Here is a 21,963-nt window from a genome sequence, read left to right as displayed (position 1 = left end):
GTAACCGAACTCCGCTGCGCTAAAGTGTGGAGGCGGGAGTAACTTTCCGTTGGTAAAAGATGGTGGGTAAAAGATCAGAAAACAATGGTTCCCCATCTTTTACCCCCAATCTTTTACCACCAAGTTAGGAGGCGGGAGTAACTTTCCGTTGGTAAAAGATGGTGGGTAAAAGATCAGAAAACAATGGTTCCCCATCTTTTACCCCCAATCTTTTACCACCAAGTTAGTCAGGAGCGCCTCGACGACGGCACCTGGCGCCTGCGCTGGGTCTCCGGCCTCGATGGCATCATCTCCCTCCCGCAGATCGAAATCGATCTCGCCATGACCGAACTCTACGAACGCGTGGACTTCAGCGCAGAGGAATAGCTGCAACAATGCCGCCGGCCCCTCAAAAGGAGGCCTTTTTTCAGACTGAAGCCGCTCCGGCAGCACGATTGCGGAGTCGTCCAGCTTGTCGGGAGACTCCCGAAGCCCAATCACGGAGTCCGCAGGCGTGTCGGCAATCTCCCGAACCCCAATCGCGGAGTCCGCAGGCGTGTTGGCAGTCTCCCGAACCCCAATCGCGGAGTCCGCAGGCGTGTCGGCAGTCTCCTGAACCCCGATCACGGAGTCCGCAGGCGTGTCGGGAGGCTCCGGCACCCCGATCGCGGAGTCCGCAGGCGTGTCGGCAATCTCCTAAACCCCGATCGCGGAGTCCGCAGGCGTATCGGCAATCTCCTGAACCCCGATCGCGGAGTCCGCAGGCGTGTCGGCAGTCTCCTGAACGTCGATCGCGGAGTCCGCAGGCGTGTCAGGAGGCTCCGGCACCCCGCTTGCGGAGCCGAGGGGCTTGTCAAACGGCTCGAAACAGGCAAAATGACCCCATGAACCAACCAGCCGCGCCTCCCACCCTGCCCGCGCCGCCACCTCAGGTGATTCCGGCGGATACCGTCTATGCCGCCCTCGGCGATCCCACCCGCCGGCGGCTTCTCCAAATCCTCGCCCACGGCCAAGGCCTCACCGCCACCGCGCTGGCAGGCAACGTCGGCAAGCGCCTGGACGCCACGCTCAAGCACCTCACGAATCTGCGCGGCGCCGGTCTGGTGGTGACGGCGGAGAACCCGCAAGACGGCCGCCGTCTCCTCTACCACCTCGCTCCCGCCATCCCCGTGACGAAGACGGAACGCGGCTGGGAGATGGACTTTGGGTATTGTTTGGTGAGGGGGTGAGTGGTATGGTCCTCCCCAATGGATTCCGTTGAAGAACATCGTCAGCTAGTCAGCCAGTTGAGCATCGAAGAGGTGCCACACTCGATCGAAACACATCACTCCCCCTGTGGCAAATATACCGCCGAAGTGACTGAACTCCTTGGCAAAGGGGAGCGTGAATGGCCCTATCAAATTCTCCGTGTTGTGGCGCGGCGTGTATGCGATCAAACCCAGATTGTTGAGATGGTGACTGACAGTCGCGATTTTTACCCAGGCTGGATTTCCCGAGGAGCCGATGATTATCTGTTGTTTCAGGAAATGCAGGGTGGACCAACGGTTGTTGATCTGATCCGGGGAGCAGTGGCGAGCTTTTATGACGCGGAGGACGACTTTATCTGGACGGATTATCATCTCTCTCCCTCTGGTTCACGATTGGCTGTAGGCGGCTGCTATTGGGCATGTCCATGGGATTTGCGCGTTTATGATTTCTCGTCGCCATTGAGCGATCCGTTGCCGATTCTGGCACACTTCCAAGGAACCTCGTCGCATCTCGAATTCTGCCAGTGGGATGGAGATGCTCTTCTGGTGACCGAGGAAAAGAATGAACGACGTTCGCTCGCCATTCCGCACACCGCCCACCTGAAATGGCGGTTCCCCAACCCATGAAACAGAGATGGCTGTTTCCAGAGCGCCAAAGGCGCGTCCCATCCCAGCCTGGGCCAACGGCCCAGGAATGCGTGCAGAAACCACGAACAACCCAGTCTAGGGCTGAAAGCCCGAGCCATGCGCGCCACACGTCTCTTCTCAACGCCCGGATCGCGAACCCGACGCGGTGCGAGCATGGGCCGGGCTTTCAGCCCTTCACCTGATCTCGGCGGCGCTCCCGGCTCCCTGGGCCGTTGGCCCAGGCTGGTATGGATCGCGCCTTTGGCGCTGAAAGCCCGACCCATGCTCGCCGCGCCTCAATCCCACACGTAGGCCTCGTCATAGGTCACCTCGTATTTTTTCAAGAACGCCCTATACTCCTCCTGAAACGTGCGGCTGCGGTGATGCTCCTCTTGGTTGTCGATGTAGGTCGTGAGGGCCATCAGGTCTGCGGGAGCCACGGAGAAGCAGCCGTAGCCGCGCTGCCAGGCAAAGTCGCTCAAGGCGGCAGATTGGGTTTTGAGCCATTTGGAAGACGAGGTCTTCAAGGTTTCGACTAGGCCGGCGATGGTCAGGGTGCGAGAGAGACGGATGGCGAGATGCACATGATCGGCCACGCCCCCGACGCGGTAGGCTTCACAACCCGCGTTCCTCGCCACCTCGGCCAGATAGGCGTGAACGTGCGGGCGCAGCGGGGCGTCGAAGCGCGGAAGGCGATCCTTGGTGCTGAACACCAGATGGACGATGACGAGGCTGAGGGACTGCGGCATGGCGGCCTGAGCATGGGGCGGGCTTTCAGTCCTTCACCTGTTTTTTTTCGGCGTCCCCTGGGCCGTTGGCCCAGGCTGGTATGGGGCGCGCCTTTGGCGCTGGGGAGGAGCCGTTTTCGCCCGCCTTGCAGAATGCTGTCGCAGTCGTATTCTCCTCGCATGACCACACTGACCCTCGATTTTCCGGATGCCCTCACGGCAGAACTCGATGCTGCCGTGGAGGCAGGCTGGTTTGAGAACCAAGCAGAAGCCGTCCGCGCTGCCGTTCGCGACTTTCTGAGCCAAGGACGTCTGGCTTTGCAGGAGCAGCATCAACTGGCCGACATTGAGTGGGCCTTGGATACGGCGAAGAATCGCGCATGAACCTGGTGGTGTCAGACACAGGTCCGCTCCTGCATTTGTTCCAGGTGGGTGCCTGTGAGCTGCTGGCGCATTGGGACACCATCCATGTGACTCCGTAGGTCTGGAGCGAGTTGCATCGCCACGCGCCCGCCTTCTCTGCTCAGGGCGTCCCTGCTTGGATTCGACGCTGTCAGCTTTCCGCAGCAGCAAGCAGGCAGGCTGCCCAGTGGACTCAAGCACGAGTGCTCGATGTAGGTGAAGCGGAGGCGCTGGCCTACGCCAAGGAGATTCAGGCCGATGTGTTCCTCACGGACGACACTGCGGCCCGCACGCTCAGTGTATCGCTCGGCATCCAGGCACGGGGCTCGCTGGGAGTGGTGCTCTTTGGCGCTGCTGCCGGCCACATCGATCAAACGACCGCCGAAATGGTGCTGAGCGATTTGGAAAGCCGTTCGACTCTCTGGATGTCTGGCAAGGTTCGACGAACAGCCCGCAAAGCACTGGCGAGGATGTTTGGAGCGCAGCCGTAGCGGAAGACGTGAGTCTTCCGCCGCTCTCGGAACGCTGACGCGTTCCGCTACGAGGCAACCGCCATCAAGACACCAACGGCAGCAGCTCCCGAGCAGCTCGCTGATCTTCACGCGCTCCTGCTCGTTGCTGTCGCGATGACGCAGGGTCACCGTATCGAGCAGTTCCGGGCCTTTTTCGCCGAGGGAATCGAAGTCGATGGTGGCGCCGCGTTTCGTGCCTGATGAACTCACAGCAGACTGCGCCGCAGAGGTGACTGAGCAATCCAGGTGCCAATGACGCGCTTCAAATCCACAAAGGGCAAGTCGTGAGCGTGCAGTCCGAGGCTTTTGACAAAGGGCGTCATCGTGGCTGTCATCAGTTCAAACTCGCGTGTAATCAGGCCTGTGGACGGCAGCTTTCGATCCTGACAGTTCGCGGCAAGCCAGTCGCGTGCGGCACGAATGGCCTTGCCGGGGTTGTCATCATGACTGCGGATGTCCTGACCGGCGATGTCGGACAGAAATTTCTGATAACGGTAGCGATCCCGATCCAGCACCAGCGCACGCCGCCTCAATCTGCGTGTTTTGAGGATATGGGAGGCACCGATGAAGATGCCCAGCTCGAACGGCATGTTAAAACGTGGAAGCTGATGGATGGTGTCCAGCTCGGTGCGGGAGATGTCATGAATGCCCAGCGGACACTCCTCGATGATGCGGACGATTTTGTGAAGGCGCACCTCCATGGCATTGTCCTCCTCGACGGCACAACGGGGTGCGAAATCGCAGGCCATCACGGTGAAAATGAGCGCGTGGAAGATACGCTCATACTCCGCATCAAACGGGCAATTGATGAACACATGGCCCGCTTTCATGCAACGGCCTCATTTTTTGACACCTCGTCCCAGCTTTTCGAAGATGGGCATCCACGCATCCTGAATCTGTTTGTCGGTGAAACGGCTTTTGCCGCCCGTGATACGAAATGGGAAAGTGATCCCACGCAGGTCAGGCAAAGCGGCTCTCTGGCGTTTGGCTTTCGGTTTCATGGGATGAAACTGCGCTCCTGTGCGGGATTTTCAACCGTGGATTTCGATCAGCTCACCATCGGCAGCAGCTTCCCGAGCAAGTCGCTGATCTTCACACGCTCCTGCTCGTTCGTGTCACGATGGCGCAACGTCACCGTATCGAGAAACTCCGGACCTTTTTCGCCGAGAGAATCGAAGTCGATGGTGACGCCGAAGGGGGGGCTGGCGGCACCTTGCGGAATACTTTCCAGGCTGTATCTTCCTCATATGACAACCCTGACCCTCGATTTCCCGGACGCCCTCACCGCAGAGCTTGATGCTGCGGTGGAAGCAGGCTGGTTTGAGAACCAAGCAGAGGCTGTCCGCGCTGCCGTTCGCGACTTTCTGAGCCAAGGACGCCTGTCTTTGCAGGAGCAGCATCAACTGGCCGACATTGAGTGGGCCTTGGATACGGCGAAGAATCGCGCATGAACCTGGTGGTATCAGACACAGGGCCCCTGCTGCATTTGTTTCAGGTGGGCGCCTGTGAGCTGCTGGCGCATTGGGGCACCATCCATGTGACTCCGCAGGTCTGGAGCGAGCTGCATCGCCACGCGCCCGCCTTCTCTGCTCATGGCATCCCTACTTGGATTCGACGCTGCCAGCTTTCCTCGGCAGCAAGCAGGCAGGCTGCCCAGTGGACTCAAGCACGAATGCTCGATGCAGGTGAAGCGGAGGCGCTGGCCTACGCCAAGGAGATTCAGGCCGATGTGTTCCTCACGGACGACACTGCAGCCCGCACGCTCAGTGTCTCGCTCGGCATCCAGGCACGGGGCTCGCTCGGTGTCGTCCTCTTTGGCGCTGCTGCCGGCCACATCGATCAAACAACCGCTGAAAAGGTGCTGAGCGATTTGGAAAGCCGTTCGACGCTCTGGATGTCGGGCAAGGTCAGGCGGACGGCACGCGAAGCGCTGGCGAAGATTTTTGGGGCGCAGCCGTAGCGGCGGACGTGAGTCTTCCGCCGCTTTCGGAACGCTGACGCGTTCCGCTACGAGGCAACCGCCATCAAGACACCAACGGCAGCAGCTTCCCAAGCAGCTCGCTGATCTTCACGCGCTCCTGCTCGTTGCTGTCGCGATGCCGCAGCGTCACGGTATCGAGCAACTCGGGGCCTTTTTCGCCGAGGGAATCGAAGTCGATGGTGACGCCGAAGGGCGTGCCGACCTCGTCCTGGCGGGCGTAGCGGCGGCCGATGGCGGCGCTTTCGTCGTAGAAGCAGTTCAGGTGCTTCTTGAGCATGTCATAGACCTCACGGGCCTTGGCGACGAGTTCGGGCTTGTTCTTGAGCAGCGGGAACACGCCGACTTTGATCGGTGCCACGCGTGGGTGGAAGCGCAGAAACGTGCGCGTCTCCACCTTGCCATTCACATCGGCTTTTTCTTCTTCGCAGAAAGCGTTGGTGAGGATGGCGAGCGCCAGGCGGTCCAGGCCGGCGGAAGGCTCGATCACATGCGGCAGATAGCTGGCCTTGCTCAGCAGCTTGTCACAGAAGATGGCAGCGTCCTCACGGGATTTGTTGCGGTCATTCCATTCCTCCTGTACTTCGGCAATAAACGTTTTCTTTTGCTCATCGGTGAGCTGTTTCACCGCTTCACGCAGTTCTTCATCGAAGACCTCCAGCGACTTGCCGCTGTGCTTCTGATGCTGTGTGAGATCGAAATCACCACGTGCGGCGATGCCTTCCAGCTCCTCGGTGCCAAAGGGGAATTTGAACAGGATGTCCACGGTGGCCGTGGCGTAGTGGGCCAGTTCGTCCTTCGACTGCCAGTAATAATCCAGCACGTCTTTGCCAAGACCGATCGCAGCATAGAATTTCGTGCGCTGGTCCACCCAGTAGCGGTGCCACAGCTCCCAGCCCCAGTTCGGCTGCGGTTCGGCAAGATCGGCCCCCTCATGCCACTGCGCCACCTCACCATAGATGAGGCGGATGACTTCATCAGGCCGGATGAAGAACTCCAGCTCCATCTGCTCAAACTCGCGGCTGCGGAAGGTGTAGTTGCGCGGCGTGATCTCATTACGGAACGCCTTGCCGATCTGGCCGATGCCAAACGGCACCTTCACACGGCTGGAGTCGAACACGTTCTTGAACTGCACAAAGATCGCCTGCGCCGTCTCGGGCCGCAGGTAAACGATGTTGTCATCGCTTTTCACCGGACCCGCATGGCTGTCGAACATGAGATTGAATGGGCGCGGCTCCGTCAGCTCTCCACCACAATGCGGACATGGAGTGATCAGGCCCGTGGCCGCCTTCTGCTCAGTGGCGATGTACTGATAGAACTCCTGGGCGCTCAGGGGATTGTCCTTGGAGCCGGCGGAGCGCTCTGCCAACCAACTGAGTGTCACCTGCGGATTGCGCACTAGCGCCAGATTCGGGGCAAGATCCTTGCCCTTGCGTTCGGCCCAGCGCAGCAAAGCAGGCCCGTCGAACGATTGTGTGGGCACATCGGCCACTTCCGCCAGCGATTGCACCCAGCGTTGCTCCGCGAGCATGCTCCATACCTGATCGCTGCGCACCAGCTTCTTGCAGCTTTTGCAGGTGCTCATCGGATCGCTGAATGTATCCACATGGCCGGACGCCTTCCAGATCGCCGGATGCATGATGATCGAGGCATCCAGGCCCACGACATCCTCACGGTCGCGCATCATCGTGTTCCACCACGCCGTGCGCAGGTTGCGCTTCAGCTCCGCGCCCAGCGGACCGTAGTCCCAGAAGCCGTTGATGCCGCCGTAGATCTCGCTGCTTTGATAGATGAAGCCGCGGCGCTTACAGAGGGAGACGATCTTCTCCATTTGCGCTTGGGATGCTTTAGGGTCGGAGGACATGGCTGGTGGATGTAGGATGAGGGTTGGCCGAATGACTGGATTGCCACCGGCGATAAGGGGGCGCGAAAGGAGCACTGCGCAGGCGTGCGGGCAAGCGGGGATTCTGAGGGATGGAGGAACTGAGAATGGAGGAACTGAAAATGGCAGAATGGCGCTGCCGCATCCCGTCAGGCCATTTTCAGTTTTCCATTCCTCCATTCTCAGTTCTTCCATCCTGCTACCCAGCCGCCCACAACTTCCCATCGCGCAGCCATTCCTTCACCAGCCCGCGAAACGCCGCCACCGCCGGATCATCGCCCTCGCTCGCCCACACCATCACCAGCGGGATCGTCTGCTGCGGTTTCAGCGGGATGAGCGCGATGTTCTTGCTCATCGTGCTCTCCGGCACGACGCCGATACCCGCGCCGGCCTCGACGTACTGCAAAATGGTGCCGATCAAGCTTGGCGTGTGCGCCAGACGCGGCGCAAAACCGGCCGCCACGCACGAAGCCTGGATCGCATCATGCGAACCCGCACCCTCACGCCTCGCCAGCACGATCAGCGGCTCACCCGCGAGCTTCTTCCACGGCAGCGACTTCATCTGCGCCCACGCATGATCCTTCGGCACCGCCGCACAGAATTTCTCCTCGCGCAGCAGCAGCGTTTGCAAGCCCAGTGCGTCATGCGCGAGCACCGGGCGCGTCAAACCGACCGACAGGCGGCCCTTCGACACCATTTCCCACACCCGCTCCGGCGTGCGCTCTTCCAAGATCACCGTCACGCGTGGAAAGCGCTTCCTGTATTCCTTCAGCAAGCGCGACAGGAACATCCGCGTCGGCGGCCCGATGTAGCCGAGCTTCAACTCCCCTTCCTCGCCCTTCGCCGTGCGCCGCACGCGCCGCAGCGATTCATCCAGCCGTTCGAGAATCAACGCCGTCTCATGCAGCAGCACCGCGCCCGCTGGTGTCAGCCGTGGCGCACGTCGTTCGCGCTCGATCAATTGCGTGCCCAGTTCGCGCTCCATCTCCTGCACCGCCCGGCTCAGCGCCGGTTGCGCGATGCGCAGCCGCCGTGCCGCTTTCGAGAAGCTCAGCTCCTCGGCCACCGCCTGAAAATATCGCAGATGTCGCAGTTCCATGATTGAAGGCAGTCTGCCGTTGCATGTCTCCGATGCAAATCAGGGTTGCCGCTATCTTGACACACTTTTTACTGTGCGGAATGAGTCCGGTCTGATAAGCAGTGAGCCAGCATTCGTCTTGATGTCACCCACGATCCCACTTTCTGCCCCGTTCGCTTTATTGATCAGCTTTTGTCTGATCGCCCCCGCCGTACAAGCCGGGCAGCAGAATCTCATTTCCCTCGGCAACATCAACAACGCGCAGATCCAGAAATCTGCCGTGGGTCCCGGCGCCAGCGATTCCTTCAACGGCTATTTTTCTGGGGCGGACACGGAACACGGAACGGAACTCTGGCGCTACTCTGGATCAGCCTCGCTTTGGAAAGACGTGCGGCCAGGGCCTGAGTCCAGCAATCCATCTCAGTTCACCACGGTGGGCAGCTACGTCGTTTATGTGGCCGACAACGGCGTCCACGGCCCCGAACTGTACACGACGGCGAACATCAACACCTACGGCTTCCTCGGCGAGGTGCAGCCCGGCCACTCCCATGCTGCGCCGGTGATCCTGGGTGCCAGCAATGGCCATCTTTGGTTCACCACCGACGCGACTGGCACCAATCCGAGCGAACGTGTCTCCACCGAGCTGTGGGTGACCAATGGCACGAGTCTTCCGCAAAAGCTCGGCGTTTTTGCCGCAGGCTCCATCACCCAGGTCACGGTTCTCGCAGGCCAGCCCATCATCTTCTTCCTGGCGCGTGGACTGGGTGCTCCTAGCAATTACGTTGAACTCTATCGGGCTGGCCAATCCGGCAGCCCCAGTAAAATCGACACCCTGCGCACCAGCGCCGCTTCCATGCCAACGAGTCCAGTGTATGCAGCGACGAACACTTTCCTCTGCTATCAAAGGATTGACCAAAACACGGAGCCTTGGCTTTATCAAATCTCCTCAGGGATCAAAAGCCAGCTTTTCGACATCGGTGGTGCATCCGGCGACAGCCAGCCCAGTCACTTCGTCGCCAATGGCACGGACCGCATCTGCTTCGCCGCCACGTCGGTCAATGAGGGGCGCGAAGTATGGACCACCCTGGGTACAAGCGGCACGACCACGCTGTTAGCGAATGTGACGTCTGGCGCGGCCAGCAGCAATCCCACCGCCTTGATCATGAGCCGTGGCAATCCCGGGGTCTTCTTCCAGATCCAGAACGGCTCTGCACGTGACCTCTACTATGCCGAGGCGGGAACCACGCCCGTGTTTCGCTTTTGCGATGCGGGCGTGCAAAATACGACGCTCCCCACGCTGGTCACCGGCTCGGAACTCGCCTACCTGAGACCAGAATCCACGTTGTTTCGTATCCGCTATGCCAACGGCAAAACGGGCAGCACCTTTAGCACGGGACCGACCTTCACCTCGGTCTCTCGGAGCTGGAATGCGAGCACCACCACACCCATGGGAAACGCCGCCTACGTGATCGCCACGCAAACGAACGTGGAAGAGCTTTATCGCGTCATCGGTGGTGACATCCTGAAGGTCACTGTGCCGACGCCAGCGGGTGGATCGGCGAAACCGCGAAACTTCTTCCCCTACGGCACCTCGGACCAGCTCTTTGTCGGAGACACCAACGCCCAGCCAACGCTTTACCGGCTCCCAAACGCCAACAATGCGGCAAGCGCTGTGTCCATGAACACGCCATCAGATTCTTTTGCCAGCAACGCCTCCAGCCTGAGCGCTGACTTCACCGAAGTAGGAAGCATGCTGTTCTTTACCGGACACGACGGCCATGACCGGCGGTTGTTTACCACACCGACAGGTCTGCAAAACAGCGCCACGGTCGTGACGGACCTCTACGACCCCGAGCAGCTCGTGACCTACCAAGGACGCCTTTACCTGCTCGCTCGCCCCACAGCGGGCGGCACTGGCACGAAGAAGCTCTACGGGGTGGAAATCATCGGCGAAAACTACAGCGCCGAATTGGTGGGCAGCCCGACGGGATACAACGCCACGGCACTCAAAGTCGCGGCCGGGCAGTTGTTCTTTGTCGAAGAGCACAACAGCACCATCGAGCGTCTGAACTCACTCAATTCCAGTTTCACGGTAACGACCATCAGCCCCTTCTACAAGGATCCCGCTGGCAAAGGCATCGCGCAACTCACCGCCAGCAGCAGCCACCTCTATTTCACGGCCCAAGAGGACAGCTCACCCACAGACAAGCGTGTCATTTGGAGCACCGATGGCACGTCCGCCTCTCTCAAGACTCCCGGTTCATCCATCTTCAATCCACAGCTTCTAGGAGCGCTCGGCGACGCCTGCATTTTCTGGTTCGATCCCGGCACTGGCAGCCAGTACCTCATGTACCAATGGGATTCTGATACTGTCGATGATCCCAATGTGTTCTTCAGCAGCTCGACTTTTGACACGCCGGAAACCAGCCGCGTCAGCAACAAGCCCGCAGGCGTCGAGTATGACGGCTGGTTCTACTACACGTCGCAATCCGGCAGCCTGCTAAGAACGAACGGCATGGATGTGACCGTCATGCTCGCCAATGCCTCCTTGATCATCTGCCCGGAAACTCTTGCCGTGTTGCCGGACCGGCTGGTCTTCATGGCGCTGACCAGCAACTTTGACTGCCTGCTCTTCCGCTACACGTCCGCTGATAATATGTTGAGCCAATTTTGGGCCACACCGCAGCCCAGCATGCCCAGCCCTTTCGTGGGGTTCGGCAGCCAACTCCACTTCACTAGCTGCGAATACAATTCAAACATCGGCACCACCCGGCTCTACCGCACGGACGGCACCAGCCAAGGCAGCACACTCGTTTTTGACAACCTCGCGCAACGCAAGCTCGCCAGCGTGCCGATGGGCACCTATCGAGGCCACCTCGTGCTCACCGCCGCACGCAACAACGGTGGCGACTCGATGGAGCCTGCGCTGCTGAACTCCACCCCGCTCATTCCACAACCCGCGACACTGCTAGGCCTGCGTGCGCAGCCCGTGTCCTTCACCTACGCCCAACTCGTCACCGGACCGGCCACCGATGCTGATGCGGACACGCTCACGCCCCTGCGCCTGTTCAACGCCTACGGCACTCTGACTCGCAATGGCAACGCCGTGGCCACCAGCACCGACATCGCCACAGGCGACACCTTTGAGTGGACACCGAACCCCACCGACTCGGGGGTGATTTTTCCCGTCTTTCTCTACAGCAGCGACCCTTGGCAGGAAGGTTCGGCCTATTACCCGATCAATCTGCAAACACCGTATGACGTCTGGCGCCTTGCCCAGTTCCCCGTGCTGGAGGGAGAAACAGGGCCGCCACCGAACAGCGCCGCTGAGGAAGATTTCAACGGCAACGGTCTGCCCAATATTTTTGAGCATCTCTTCGGACGTGATCCCAAAGCCCTCGATTCCACTCCTGGCTGCGTGCCATCCGTGGCCGGCGGCGGCACCATGCGGCGCTACTCCTTCACCCGCACCGCCACACTGCCGCAGGGAACCGTGCTCACCATCGAGTGCTCGCCTGATTTAACACCTTTCAGTTGGAATTCAGTCGCAGCGAAAAATGAAAACGCGGCCTGGTCCGGCACCGCAACCATCACTGAAACCACCCTGCCTGACGGACGTGTGCGCGTGGATGTCGATACCCCAGCGAGCGACAACTGCGGCTTTTTCCGCCTTCGGGCTGACTATTGACGCTGCATGCCACATCGGCATCAAAGCCATAGCGAAAGTCTATTTCCGTTACCGTCGCGCAGGCTGCATGTTCACGGTTCATGAACCCCGCCAAGATCGAAGAACATCTCATTCCCGTTCTCATCGGCTGGATCGTCATCATCGCCGCCGCATGGCTGATGGGGCGGTTCTGCCGCCGCATCGGCCAGCCGCAGGTTCTGGGCGAGATCGCCGCCGGTTTGCTGCTCGGCCCTTCGTTCATCGGCCTGTTCGCGCCCGAGTTTGTCGCCTTCATCTTCCCCGATGAGATCAAAGTCTCGCTCGCCCTCATCGCCAAAATCGGCCTGCTCCTGCTGCTGTTCCAGGTCGGCATGGAGTTCGACTTCTCGCACCTGCGGGACAAATCGAAGGTCGTCATCGCCTCATCACTCATGGGCATCCTCGCGCCGTTGGGACTCGGCTTGGCGATTGCACCATGGCTGCACCAAACCTTCGCGCCCACGGTGCCGCAGTTCGGCTTCACGCTGTTCATCAGCATTGCCTTCGCCATCTCCGCACTTCCCGTCATGGGCCGCATCCTGCTCGAAATGCGGCTGGAGCGCACCGCGCTCGGTGCCACCGCCATCAGCGCCGCCGCCATCGACGATGCTGTTGGCTGGGTGCTGCTCGGTATCGCCACCGCCGTCATCAAACAAGGCGACAACTTCTCCTGGCTGCCCTTCCTCGGCCAGAGCGTCCTCATCATCGTCTATCTCCTCGTTCTCGCCAAAGTCGTCGGTCCGCTCATCATCAAAGCCTGGCGCAAACAGTGCGCCACGCATCAGACGGAGACCTTCACGCCCGGCTTCCTCGTGTTGCTGCTCTGCACGCTGTTCATTTCTTCCATCATCACCAACAAGCTCGGCATCTTCGCCATCTTCGGTGCGTTCGCACTCGGCGTGGTGCTGCATGCCGAAACCTCGCTCGTCAAAGCGTGGCGTGAGCGCTTCGCCGACTTCGTCATCGTCGTCCTGGTGCCGATCTTCTTCACCAACACCGGCCTCAACACCCGCATCGGCTCCTTTGACACCACCACCGCCTGGATCGGCTGCGCTCTCGTCTGCGGCGTCGCCATCCTTGGCAAACTCGGCGGCTGCACCCTCGGTGCCCGCTGGGCCGGTGCTGGATGGCGTGAGGGCCTCTCCCTCGGTGCCCTCATGAACACCCGCGGCCTCATGGGCCTCATCGCCATCAGCGTCGGCAAAGACCTCGGCCTGCTGAGTGATCCGCTTTACACCATGTTTGTCATCATGTGCTTCCTCACCACCGCCGTCACCGCCCCCATGCTCCGCCTCTGGCTGCCGGATGATTTGAAGCAGTTGCTGCCAGGGAATGGCTGAATCACCTGCTTGCCAGTTTCGCCATTTCAAGCCACCATTCGTCCATGAACCGCCCTGACCCACAGCCCATCAGCCTGGAGGACGCGCAACGGATATGGACCTTGCAGCAGCAGAACAAGCCGCTCTCAGCCGCCGACAGAAAACTCCTCGAGCAAGCCGCCGAGTGGCAGATGTGGACCAGCCACGGGATCAAGTTACAGAGTGGGAGGATCGCTGCCGAGCGCAGTTCGCAGCGCTCAAAAAGTGGGCGTCAGGCTGCGGCTGCCTGCTAAAAGATGGCGATCTTCCACCGCGTGATTTCGGCAAATCAGGCCGCGAACACGAAGTCTTCCAGCACTCCGCCGGACGGCGATTCTGGAAATCCACCTTCCCCGGCGAAGCGGGATTCGGTGCCTTCGGCTACTACACACCCGCAGGCTATCTGCGCCGACTGCGGCTGAGCAATATCATCTTCGCCGATGACGTGCAGTTCGAGGGCATCTGGCCGCGTGCCAAGGGCCTCAGCCTCGTCACCTCCCAGCCCTTCATCCATCCGCATCCCGTGCGCTTCATTCCCACGCAGGAGGAAATCGAGGCATTCCTCGAATCACTCGGCTTCCGCTGGGTCGAATCCCGCCTGCTCTGGGAGCGTGACGACGGCGTCGAACTCGCCGACACCCATGACCGCAATTTCATCATCGCTCCTGATGGCATCATCCGCGCCATCGACGTGCAGCCGCGCTTGAAACCCGGCTTTGATCTCGCTGCCATCATTCCAGGCTGAAAGCAGCACGAATGATTCGCCACGCGGCCATCATTCGTCATTGATACGCGCCGCTTCCCTTCGGGCTGCCTGCGGCAGTCTGTCTCGCTTTGCTCGGCTCTGCATTCATCCTTCGTCATTCCATTCATGTCCGCCCCGCTTCCGATCTTTGAACTCCGCCAGACCTTCACCACCGCTTTGCTCGACCCGGCGCTGCCGAATCTGCTGATCAAAGCGCCCACGGGCTCGGGCAAATCGACGCAGATCCCGCAGTTCGTGCTCGACTCGGGATTCCTGCCGGAAGGCAAGCGCTGCATCGTGCTACAACCGCGCCGCATCGCGGCACGCATGCTCGCACAGCGCGTCGCACGCGAGCGCAATGCACGGCTTGGTGGTGAAGTCGGTTATCAAGTGCGCTTTGACAACGTCACGAGTCGCGAGACGCGGCTGAGCTATGTCACGGAAGGCGTGATGCTGCGGCAGATACTCGAAGATCCGAATCTCGACCGCGTCGGCTGCATCTGCATTGATGAATTCCACGAGCGGCATCTCGATGGTGATCTCGTGCTGGCCTTTGCACGGCAGCTTCAGCGCACACGACGACCGGATTTGAAGATCATCGTCATGTCCGCCACGCTCGTGCCCGGACCGCTCGTCGAATTCATGCAGCCATCCAAGTTGCTCGAATCCGAAGGCCGCACGTTTCCGGTCGAGGTGCGCTACCAAGCCGCGCTTCAGCTCAAAACAGGCTACCCAGAGCCGATTTGGGACCAAGCAGCACGCGCCTGCGAAGAGTTGGCCAATTCACCCGGTTTCAGCGGCGACATGCTCGTTTTCATGCCCGGCGGGCACGAAATCCGCAAGACCATCGCCGCGATTCAGGGCCGCAGCTTTGCGCGTGGCCGCCGTGTCGTGCCGTTGCATGGCGAATTGACGCCGCAAGACCAAGACGCCGCCGTCACGCCCGGTGAGCAGCCGAAGATCATCGTCAGCACGAATGTCGCCGAAACCTCACTCACCATCGAAGGCGTGCGCGCTGTGGTGGATGGTGGTCTGGCGCGCACAGCCGCCTATGATGCCCGGCGCGGCATCAACACGCTCACCGTGCAAAAAATCAGCCGTGCCTCAGCCGAACAACGTGCCGGACGTGCCGGACGACTCGGCCCCGGCATCGCCGTGCGCTTGTGGACACAGCGCGAGCACCTGCTGCGTGCTGAATGCGAGCTGCCAGAAGTGCAGCGCCTCGATTTGAGCGAAGCACTGCTCGCGCTGCGCGTTTGTCTGGCGAGTCCGACCAGTCAGACACGTCCGACCGAGTTCGAGTGGTTCGAGGCACCCACGCCGGCCTCGCTCAAGCGTGCCGAAGACCTCCTGCATGACTTGGGAGCCACGGATACACACGGCCACATCACCGCTTTGGGCCGCCAGATGAGCCGCTTCCCGCTGCATCCGCGTTTTGCGCGCATGCTGCTGGCTGCGGCGCAGTTTGGATGTCTGCGCGAGGCCACGCTGTGCGCGGCGGCAGCGCAGGGACGCGACATTCTGCTCGTCGGTAAAAACAACGCGTCACACAAGAACGAAGACCTGTGGGAACACGGCGATGTGACCGAGTTCCAGGCCATCCTGCGCGCCTTTGCGCGGGCGGAGGCGATGAACTTCGATCCTGATGCCTGTGCGCGTTACGGCATTCATGCCATGGCTTCACGCGAAGCCGCACGCAGTGCCGATCAGTTCCTCCAGCTCGCCAAACGCGCCGGTTTGAGCATCAACGACGAAGTCGCGGATCCCGAAGCGCTGGCGAAGATGCTGCTCGCCGCGTTCAGCGATCACCTCGGCGTCGAGACCAGTCCTGGCAGCCGCATTTATCGCCTCGCAGGCGGTTACACCGGCCATCTCGACAAGGACGCGCACATCAAGGCCCCGCGCTTGCTCGTCGCTTCGGAAATTGTCGAAGTGCAAGGCAAGGCGCTGACGGTGAAGCTCAACAACGTTAGCCGCATCGAGGAGGAATGGCTGCACGAGATGTTCCCCGGCGACTGTACTGCCGGCCGCAGCGCCCGCTACGACAGCGTGAACCGCCGCGTCATGAACATGGAGGAGACACGCTTTCGCAGCCTCGTGCTCGCCAGCAAAGAACGCGGCGAGCCGGATGAAACGCAGGCCGCCAGCCTCCTCGCCGCCGAAGTCATCGCGGGACGCCTCGAACTACCGCTGTGGAACGACAAGGTCGAGCAATGGATCACCCGCGTGAACTGCCTCTCCAAATGGATGCCCGACCTCGAAATCCCACCTATCGGCGAGGAAGATCGCCACATCCTCATCGAACAGCTCTGCCACGGCTGCACGACGTATCGCGCTCTGAAGGACCGCGAGGTCTTCCCCGCGCTGCATCAATGGCTCAGTCACGCCCAGCGCGACATGCTCGAAAAACACGCCCCCGAACGCTACGCCCTCAAAAACGGCAAGACCGCCCGCATCGTCTATGACGAGAAGCAGCCCCCCAGCGTCAGCGCCGTGCTCCAGCACATGTATGATGTTAACGAGAACCCCAAAGTCGCGGCGGGCCGCATCAGCGTGACGGTGCATCTGCTCTCACCCGCGCAACGTCCCATTCAGACGACTGGAGACATCGGCAGGTTTTGGCGTGAGGGCTATCCTGCGGTGAAGGCACAGCTTCGCGGACGGTATCCGAAGCACGAGTGGCGGTGAAAGTGGGCCGCGCAGTCCCCCTGTGCAGGTTTGAAAACCACTGAACGTTCGCCATCCGCACACGGAGTGTGCGGACCACTTTATTCCCCGATGCAGTAGATTGTCATCAGGGGCGATGCCGCTGCCATTCGGCCCACGGAAGCGCGGCCAGTCAGCGGCGTGGCTGATGAGTGTGACGAACAGGGATGACAGCAGCAGGAAGGACAGACGCGGATGCATAGCAAAGTTCAACGCGGCGGGAAGGCGGCGGTTGCGGACGTAGGTTGGGTGTGGCGACAGCCCGCCCGACTGATGCATGCGCGTCAGGTCAACGAACGCCCAAGCAGACGACCGGGCTGTCGCCACAGTCATCCTACGGCACGTTCTGGCCCTGCCCGCAGTGCTTCGCGCAGCGATGCAGGCGGGGAACGTGGCTACGCGGAGCGCTTGGTGCGCTTGATGGCTTTCTTGAGCCAGTCGCATTCTTCCTTCCATGGCACGGCGTTGCGCATCTCGGCGACGGTCATGGGCAGGCGGGCGCTCCAGTTGCTGTCGGCGGCGATGCCGGGGACGTTGAAGCGGTCTTCGAGGCCGAAGAGATCGGTGAGCATGAAGGCGGCGTAGCGGGCGTTGCTGGTGAGCAGGGCCTCGACCAAGACACGGCGGATGTGTGTGTCGTATTCGGGCCAGTCATCGCCGGAGAAACGCAAGCCGGAGAAGTCGGCCAAAGCGCAGAGTTCTTTGTTGGCGAGAATGCGATCGGCTTCCTCGGGGCTGTGTGAATCGCGACGGCGATGCTCCCAGTGCGTCTTCATCGGCTCGTGATCGTGCGTGGCGAAGGTGGTGAAGGCGCAGTTGTCGTACGCGCTGCCCATGACGACGCGGCCATTGCCATCATCTTCCCAATGGCTGACTTTGAAGCCGGGGATGTCGAGACTGAGGAGATGCGGGCGCACGTAATCAGGCACGGTGCCCAGGTCTTCGGCGACGACTTCGGTTTTGCCAGCGGCGGCAGCGAGGATCATGCGCAGGTATTTGTCGCCGTTGGCGAGGTTCGCAGCCTTGTGTTCGGGCGTATCGTCGTCGTTCTCGATGAAATGCGGCAGGCGACCGCCGGTGAGCGCTTTGGCTTCGTCATCGCTGAGGTAGCAGAACTCGGCATTGCGTGTGGGCCGCCACGGGAAGCTGTAGATGCGGTAGAAGCCGAGGACGTGGTCGATGCGGAAGATGTCGAAGATTTCGGTGAGCTTGTGCGTGCGCTGCCGCCACCACTGGAAGCCGCCGCGCTCCATGACATCCCAGCGATAATGCGGGATGCCCCAGTTCTGCCCCCAGCGCTGCACGAAGTAGTCGTCCTTGAAGTACGTTTCTGGCGGAGCGCCGCCGCACCAGTCGAGATCAAACTGCTCGGGCTGGAAGAACACATCCGCGCTGCACCAGGAGATGCCGAAAGGGATGTCGCCCATGAGCTTGATGCCCTTCCCGTTCGCGTAGGCGCGCAGTTCGCGCCACTGGCTGAAGCAGAGCCATTGCACATAGGCATGGAACAGGCTGCGGTCGTCGATCTCGTCGCCTTGCGCATCACGCCAGGCACGGGCTTTGACCGCCGTGTTGAGGTTTTCATGCCAGTTCGTCCAGTCTTCATGCCCGTGCTCGTCCATGAGCACTTTGAAGAGACAGAAGTCATCCAGCCAGCCGGCCTCCTGCTCGCAGAAGACTTCAAACTCCGCGAGGCGCTGCGGTTGCGTCTCGATCTGACTGAAGGCACGACGCAGCAGGGTGTTTTTCAAACGACGCACCTTGGGGTAGTTGACCGAGCCATGGCGCAGCAGGTCGGCGCGGAGGATGCCGGTGATGGTGCGGCAGAATTTGTCGTCCAGCTCGGGGATGGCGGCAGGCGTGAGTTCGAGTGTGAGATAATCGAGTGCGACGGAGCTGATGGCGTTGTAGGGGCTGCTGTCGCTGCCAGTGGCGTTGATGGGCAGGAATTGCACGAAGCCGAGGCCGGTCTCCGCCGCCCAGTCGATGAGCTGACGCACGCCGCCAATGTCGCCGATGCCGAGATCATCGGGCGTGCGAAGGGCGAAGACGGGGATGAGGATGCCAGCACGGCGTGGCTGAATGGTGGGCATGGTGAGAGGTGACTAAGCCAGAATGACGAATGTTTGGTGGTTGTCTGGTGCGATTTGGGTAACTTGGCAAGCGTATAGAGCACGATGCGTTCCCGTTCCCTGATCATGCTGTTGTTTTTGACGATCTCCGCCGCCCCGGCTGCGGAGACGAAGGAGCCACGCGTCATCGACTTCAAAGCCGCCCCGCATTCATATCTCGACTGGAAGCCGAAGGACCGCTTCGCCGAATTGCAGGAGAAGGCGCAGAAGGGCGAGGTGAAACTCGACACCACGAACGACAAGGCCTTCCTTACCAGCCTGCTGGAGGCGCTGAACATCCCGATCACCTCGCAGATCATGGTGTTCTCCGCGAGTTCCCTGCAAAGCGAGATCATCAATCCGCGCAATCCGCGTGCGCTGTACTTCAACGAGGACACTTACATCGGCTGGGTGCCGGGTGGACTGGTGGAAATCATCGCCGCCGATCCCGAGATGGGGCCAATGTTTTATGTCTTCGACCGTCTGCGCCCCGGTGGCCCGGTGCCGAATGTGACGCGTTCGACGAAATGCATGAACTGCCACGCGGGCAATGCGACACGACGCTTACCAGGCTTGATCGCGGAGTCGCTGCTCGTTTCGCGTGCGGGATCGAGCCTGGAGACGTTTCGGCGCGATGAGCAGGGCCATCAGATCCCTCTGGAGAATCGTTTTGGAGGCTGGCATCTGACCGGCGAGCACAACATCACCAACAACCGGGCGAACGTGATGGGCGTCCCAACGAACGGAAAAAATGTGATCACACCGGTGCCACCGGGACAGAACTCGGATTTAAGCCTGCATCTGCTGCCGACGAGCGACATCCTGCCGAATCTCGTCAACGAACATCAAATGGGCTTCGAGAACCGGCTGGTCTATGCGATCTACACCGTGCGCCAGCTCAAGAGCGAGAACAAAAACATGCTGGGAGCCGCAGCGAAGGCGGAGATCGAAGAACGGGCGCAGGAACTCGCGCGCTACATCGTCTTTGCGGATGAAGCGAAGTTTCCGAGCAAGGGCATGGTCGGCGATCCGGCCTACGTAAAGGATTTCCTGCGCGACCGCAAGATGACCAAGACGGGCCTGTCCTTGAAGGATCTGGACATGAAGACCCGCATGTTCAAGCACCGCTGCAGCTTCATGCTCTACACCGACACCTGGAAACACGCCCCAAAGGAGCTGAAGGAGCGCGTCTATTACCACATGGCCCTCTACCTGCGCGAGCAGCCCGATGCGCAACACGCGCACCTTGCTTCCGCCGAACGGTTGGCGATTCGTGCCATCCTCAAGGAGACGATGACGGATCTGCCAGCGTGGTGGCGGTAGCGTAGCTTGCCTTTCGCTTCGCGGCTGCGCAGCCAGAGGCGAGTTCTGGATGCTCTCGCAAGCAATAAGGACGCACGCTCCCGGCTCTGGAGAGCCAGGCTACAACGAAGGCTCCAGCATGCGCAAGATCGGCTTCTCGGCACGCTTGCGCAGGTCTTCAGGCATCTCGACACGCGGGGTGAGAGGTCGCGCAGGCACAGCCGTGCCTGGAACAGCGTCCATGACGCGCGTGGCTTTCCGCTTGAAAGTGCCGTGATCGCGTTCAACCGCGAATTAACCGACGCACCGACGCACCGACGCACCGACGCACCGACGTGCTGCGGCATGATCATGGTGCGGTGAGGATTCATCAGGCGTGGCTTCTGTTGAAAGCACCGCCAGGGATCAAGGAGTCTTTGCACCGCGCATCAACCGTCTTGCCGCAAGGATGCCTGTGGCTATCATCCCCGCATGATTTCGCCCACGAATCCTTTCCCCGGCATGAATCCGTATCTCGAGCGGCGCTGGCCGGATGTGCATACATCCTTGATCAGCTACATCAAAGACAGCATCGCCACGCAGCTGCCGTCCGGCCTGGCGGCACATGCGGAGGAGGCCATCGAAGTGGATGTGTGGGAAGAAACGGAGCCACGCTTTTACCGGACGGATGTTGCGGTCAGCGAATCATGGAAGCAGGGCATCGCCCCCGCTTGGACGCCGGACACGCCTGCAGCAGAAGGCGAACTGGCGATCAAGCCGGAGATCATCCGCGTGGTGCCCATCACGCGGCGCTGGCTGGAAATCCAGAACCGCGACGGCAAGATCATCACCCTGATCGAAATCCTCAGCCCCGTGAACAAGCGCAGCGACGGGCGCGGACGCTACCTGCGCAAGCAGGAGGATTACCTGGAGGCCGGCATCAACCTCGTCGTCATCGACTTGCTCCGCAGCGGGCAGAATGTGCTGCCCGTGCCGGAGCGTGCGTTCCAAGGGCGGCGTCCGGTGCCTTACCATGTGTGCGTGGTGCGCCAGAGTGAGCCGGACCAGCGCGAACTCTACCGCATCGGCCTGCGCCAGCGGCTGCCAGTCATCCAGATTCCGCTGCGCCCCACGGATGCGGATGTCAGCGTCGATCTCCAGCCACTCATCGACCGCTGCTACGAAATGGGCCGCTACTGGCAGGCGGACCACACTGCCGACCCCGAGCCACCGCTCGATGCGGAAGATGCCGGCTGGGTGGCCGAGCGCCTGCGGGCGGCGGGCCTGCGGTAATCTCCCGCCAGCAACGAGCCGCCCTTTGATATAATCCCCGGCCTGCGGGTGGAGAACTGGCTGGATGCGCGGGATGCCTGCATGGTGGCGGTATACTTTGCGTCATCATGATTTGTGATTTCCCACAGATTCAGGGAGGCCCGCAGATTTCTTCTGAAACCAATCTGTGGGCCTCCCTGAATCTGCGGGAAGTAATCCGTGGTTTTCACAAAACTTAATGACGGGAGGTATAGCTTGCCTTTCGCTGCGCGGCCAGAGACGAGTTCTGGATGCTCTCGCAAGCAATAAGGACGCACGCTCCCGGCTCTGGAGAGCCAGGCTACAACGACA

General features: G+C 60.8%; 19 protein-coding genes. 12 read left to right on the top strand and 7 right to left on the bottom strand.

Going from position 1 to position 21,963, the window contains the following annotated elements; all coding sequences use genetic code 11:
• Positions 1-183 precede the first annotated feature (183 nt).
• The 3 genes from ACKVY0_RS26265 to ACKVY0_RS26255 all read left to right on the top strand — a co-directional run bounded on the left by ACKVY0_RS26265 (position 184) and on the right by ACKVY0_RS26255 (position 1,853).
• Complete coding sequence (locus ACKVY0_RS26265) at positions 184-366, top strand: hypothetical protein (protein WP_409217837.1); 183 nt, start codon at positions 184-186, stop codon at positions 364-366.
• Positions 367-863: 497 nt separating this feature from the next.
• Complete coding sequence (locus ACKVY0_RS26260; RefSeq protein WP_409217836.1) at positions 864-1,208, top strand: ArsR/SmtB family transcription factor; 345 nt, start codon at positions 864-866, stop codon at positions 1,206-1,208.
• An 18-nt stretch (positions 1,209-1,226) separates the two neighbouring features.
• On the top strand, positions 1,227-1,853 hold the full coding sequence (locus ACKVY0_RS26255; RefSeq protein ID WP_409217835.1) for a hypothetical protein: 627 nt from the start codon (positions 1,227-1,229) through the stop codon (positions 1,851-1,853).
• 296 nt (positions 1,854-2,149) lie between these two features.
• Here ACKVY0_RS26255 and tnpA read toward each other — a convergent pair whose 3' ends face one another.
• Positions 2,150-2,602, bottom strand: a complete 453-nt coding sequence (tnpA, locus tag ACKVY0_RS26250) for an IS200/IS605 family transposase (protein ID WP_409217834.1) — start codon at positions 2,600-2,602, stop codon at positions 2,150-2,152.
• Positions 2,603-2,761: 159 nt separating this feature from the next.
• Here tnpA and ACKVY0_RS26245 point away from each other — a divergent pair, with 159 nt between their 5' ends.
• On the top strand, positions 2,762-2,965 hold the full coding sequence (locus tag ACKVY0_RS26245) for a ribbon-helix-helix domain-containing protein (protein WP_409217833.1): 204 nt from the start codon (positions 2,762-2,764) through the stop codon (positions 2,963-2,965).
• Between the two features lie 221 nt (positions 2,966-3,186).
• Complete coding sequence (locus ACKVY0_RS26240; protein ID WP_409217832.1) at positions 3,187-3,474, top strand: hypothetical protein; 288 nt, start codon at positions 3,187-3,189, stop codon at positions 3,472-3,474.
• 227 nt (positions 3,475-3,701) lie between these two features.
• Here the strand turns inward: ACKVY0_RS26240 and ACKVY0_RS26235 are convergent, their stop codons facing one another.
• Positions 3,702-4,325: a hypothetical protein gene (locus tag ACKVY0_RS26235; protein ID WP_409217831.1), complete on the bottom strand. Its 624-nt coding sequence runs from the start codon at positions 4,323-4,325 to the stop codon at positions 3,702-3,704.
• Between the two features lie 218 nt (positions 4,326-4,543).
• Positions 4,544-4,678, bottom strand: a complete 135-nt coding sequence (locus tag ACKVY0_RS26230; RefSeq protein WP_409217838.1) for a His/Gly/Thr/Pro-type tRNA ligase C-terminal domain-containing protein — start codon at positions 4,676-4,678, stop codon at positions 4,544-4,546.
• A gap of 264 nt (positions 4,679-4,942) precedes the next feature.
• Between ACKVY0_RS26230 and ACKVY0_RS26225 the strand changes: the two genes are divergently transcribed.
• On the top strand, positions 4,943-5,455 hold the full coding sequence (locus ACKVY0_RS26225; RefSeq protein WP_409217830.1) for a hypothetical protein: 513 nt from the start codon (positions 4,943-4,945) through the stop codon (positions 5,453-5,455).
• 64 nt (positions 5,456-5,519) lie between these two features.
• Here ACKVY0_RS26225 and ACKVY0_RS26220 read toward each other — a convergent pair whose 3' ends face one another.
• Positions 5,520-7,337 carry a glycine--tRNA ligase gene (locus tag ACKVY0_RS26220; RefSeq protein ID WP_409217829.1) on the bottom strand — a complete coding sequence of 606 codons (1,818 nt, stop codon included), beginning with the start codon at positions 7,335-7,337 and terminating at the stop codon, positions 5,520-5,522.
• Between the two features lie 217 nt (positions 7,338-7,554).
• Positions 7,555-8,454: a LysR substrate-binding domain-containing protein gene (locus ACKVY0_RS26215; RefSeq protein ID WP_409217828.1), complete on the bottom strand. Its 900-nt coding sequence runs from the start codon at positions 8,452-8,454 to the stop codon at positions 7,555-7,557.
• Between the two features lie 121 nt (positions 8,455-8,575).
• Here ACKVY0_RS26215 and ACKVY0_RS26210 point away from each other — a divergent pair, with 121 nt between their 5' ends.
• From ACKVY0_RS26210 to hrpB, 4 genes are all read left to right on the top strand, one after another.
• Complete coding sequence (locus ACKVY0_RS26210; RefSeq protein ID WP_409217827.1) at positions 8,576-12,121, top strand: hypothetical protein; 3,546 nt, start codon at positions 8,576-8,578, stop codon at positions 12,119-12,121.
• An 80-nt stretch (positions 12,122-12,201) separates the two neighbouring features.
• Positions 12,202-13,479 carry a cation:proton antiporter gene (locus ACKVY0_RS26205; protein ID WP_409217826.1) on the top strand — a complete coding sequence of 426 codons (1,278 nt, stop codon included), beginning with the start codon at positions 12,202-12,204 and terminating at the stop codon, positions 13,477-13,479.
• A gap of 163 nt (positions 13,480-13,642) precedes the next feature.
• Positions 13,643-14,242, top strand: coding sequence for a hypothetical protein (locus ACKVY0_RS26200; protein ID WP_409217825.1), 600 nt, complete (start codon positions 13,643-13,645; stop codon positions 14,240-14,242).
• A 126-nt stretch (positions 14,243-14,368) separates the two neighbouring features.
• On the top strand, positions 14,369-16,930 hold the full coding sequence (hrpB, locus tag ACKVY0_RS26195) for an ATP-dependent helicase HrpB (RefSeq protein WP_409217824.1): 2,562 nt from the start codon (positions 14,369-14,371) through the stop codon (positions 16,928-16,930).
• Between the two features lie 413 nt (positions 16,931-17,343).
• Here hrpB and ACKVY0_RS26190 read toward each other — a convergent pair whose 3' ends face one another.
• Positions 17,344-19,041: a 4-alpha-glucanotransferase gene (locus ACKVY0_RS26190; protein WP_409217823.1), complete on the bottom strand. Its 1,698-nt coding sequence runs from the start codon at positions 19,039-19,041 to the stop codon at positions 17,344-17,346.
• A 105-nt stretch (positions 19,042-19,146) separates the two neighbouring features.
• On the opposite strand from ACKVY0_RS26190, the gene ACKVY0_RS26185 reads away from it, so the two are divergent.
• The gene (locus ACKVY0_RS26185; RefSeq protein ID WP_409217822.1) at positions 19,147-20,382 is read left to right on the top strand and encodes a hypothetical protein; all 1,236 of its coding nucleotides are present in this window, start codon (positions 19,147-19,149) and stop codon (positions 20,380-20,382) included.
• Positions 20,383-20,481: 99 nt separating this feature from the next.
• Here ACKVY0_RS26185 and ACKVY0_RS26180 read toward each other — a convergent pair whose 3' ends face one another.
• Positions 20,482-20,604, bottom strand: coding sequence for a hypothetical protein (locus ACKVY0_RS26180; RefSeq protein WP_409217821.1), 123 nt, complete (start codon positions 20,602-20,604; stop codon positions 20,482-20,484).
• Positions 20,605-20,832: 228 nt separating this feature from the next.
• Here ACKVY0_RS26180 and ACKVY0_RS26175 point away from each other — a divergent pair, with 228 nt between their 5' ends.
• Complete coding sequence (locus ACKVY0_RS26175) at positions 20,833-21,633, top strand: DUF4058 family protein (protein ID WP_409217820.1); 801 nt, start codon at positions 20,833-20,835, stop codon at positions 21,631-21,633.
• Positions 21,634-21,963 lie beyond the last annotated feature (330 nt).

The sequence above is a fragment of the Prosthecobacter sp. genome, from assembly GCF_046154365.1.
In the GTDB taxonomy this organism is placed as follows: Bacteria; Verrucomicrobiota; Verrucomicrobiia; order Verrucomicrobiales; family Verrucomicrobiaceae; genus Prosthecobacter.
Note: the sequence above shows the minus strand (reverse complement) of the source record. Positions and strands in the feature narration are given on the sequence as shown.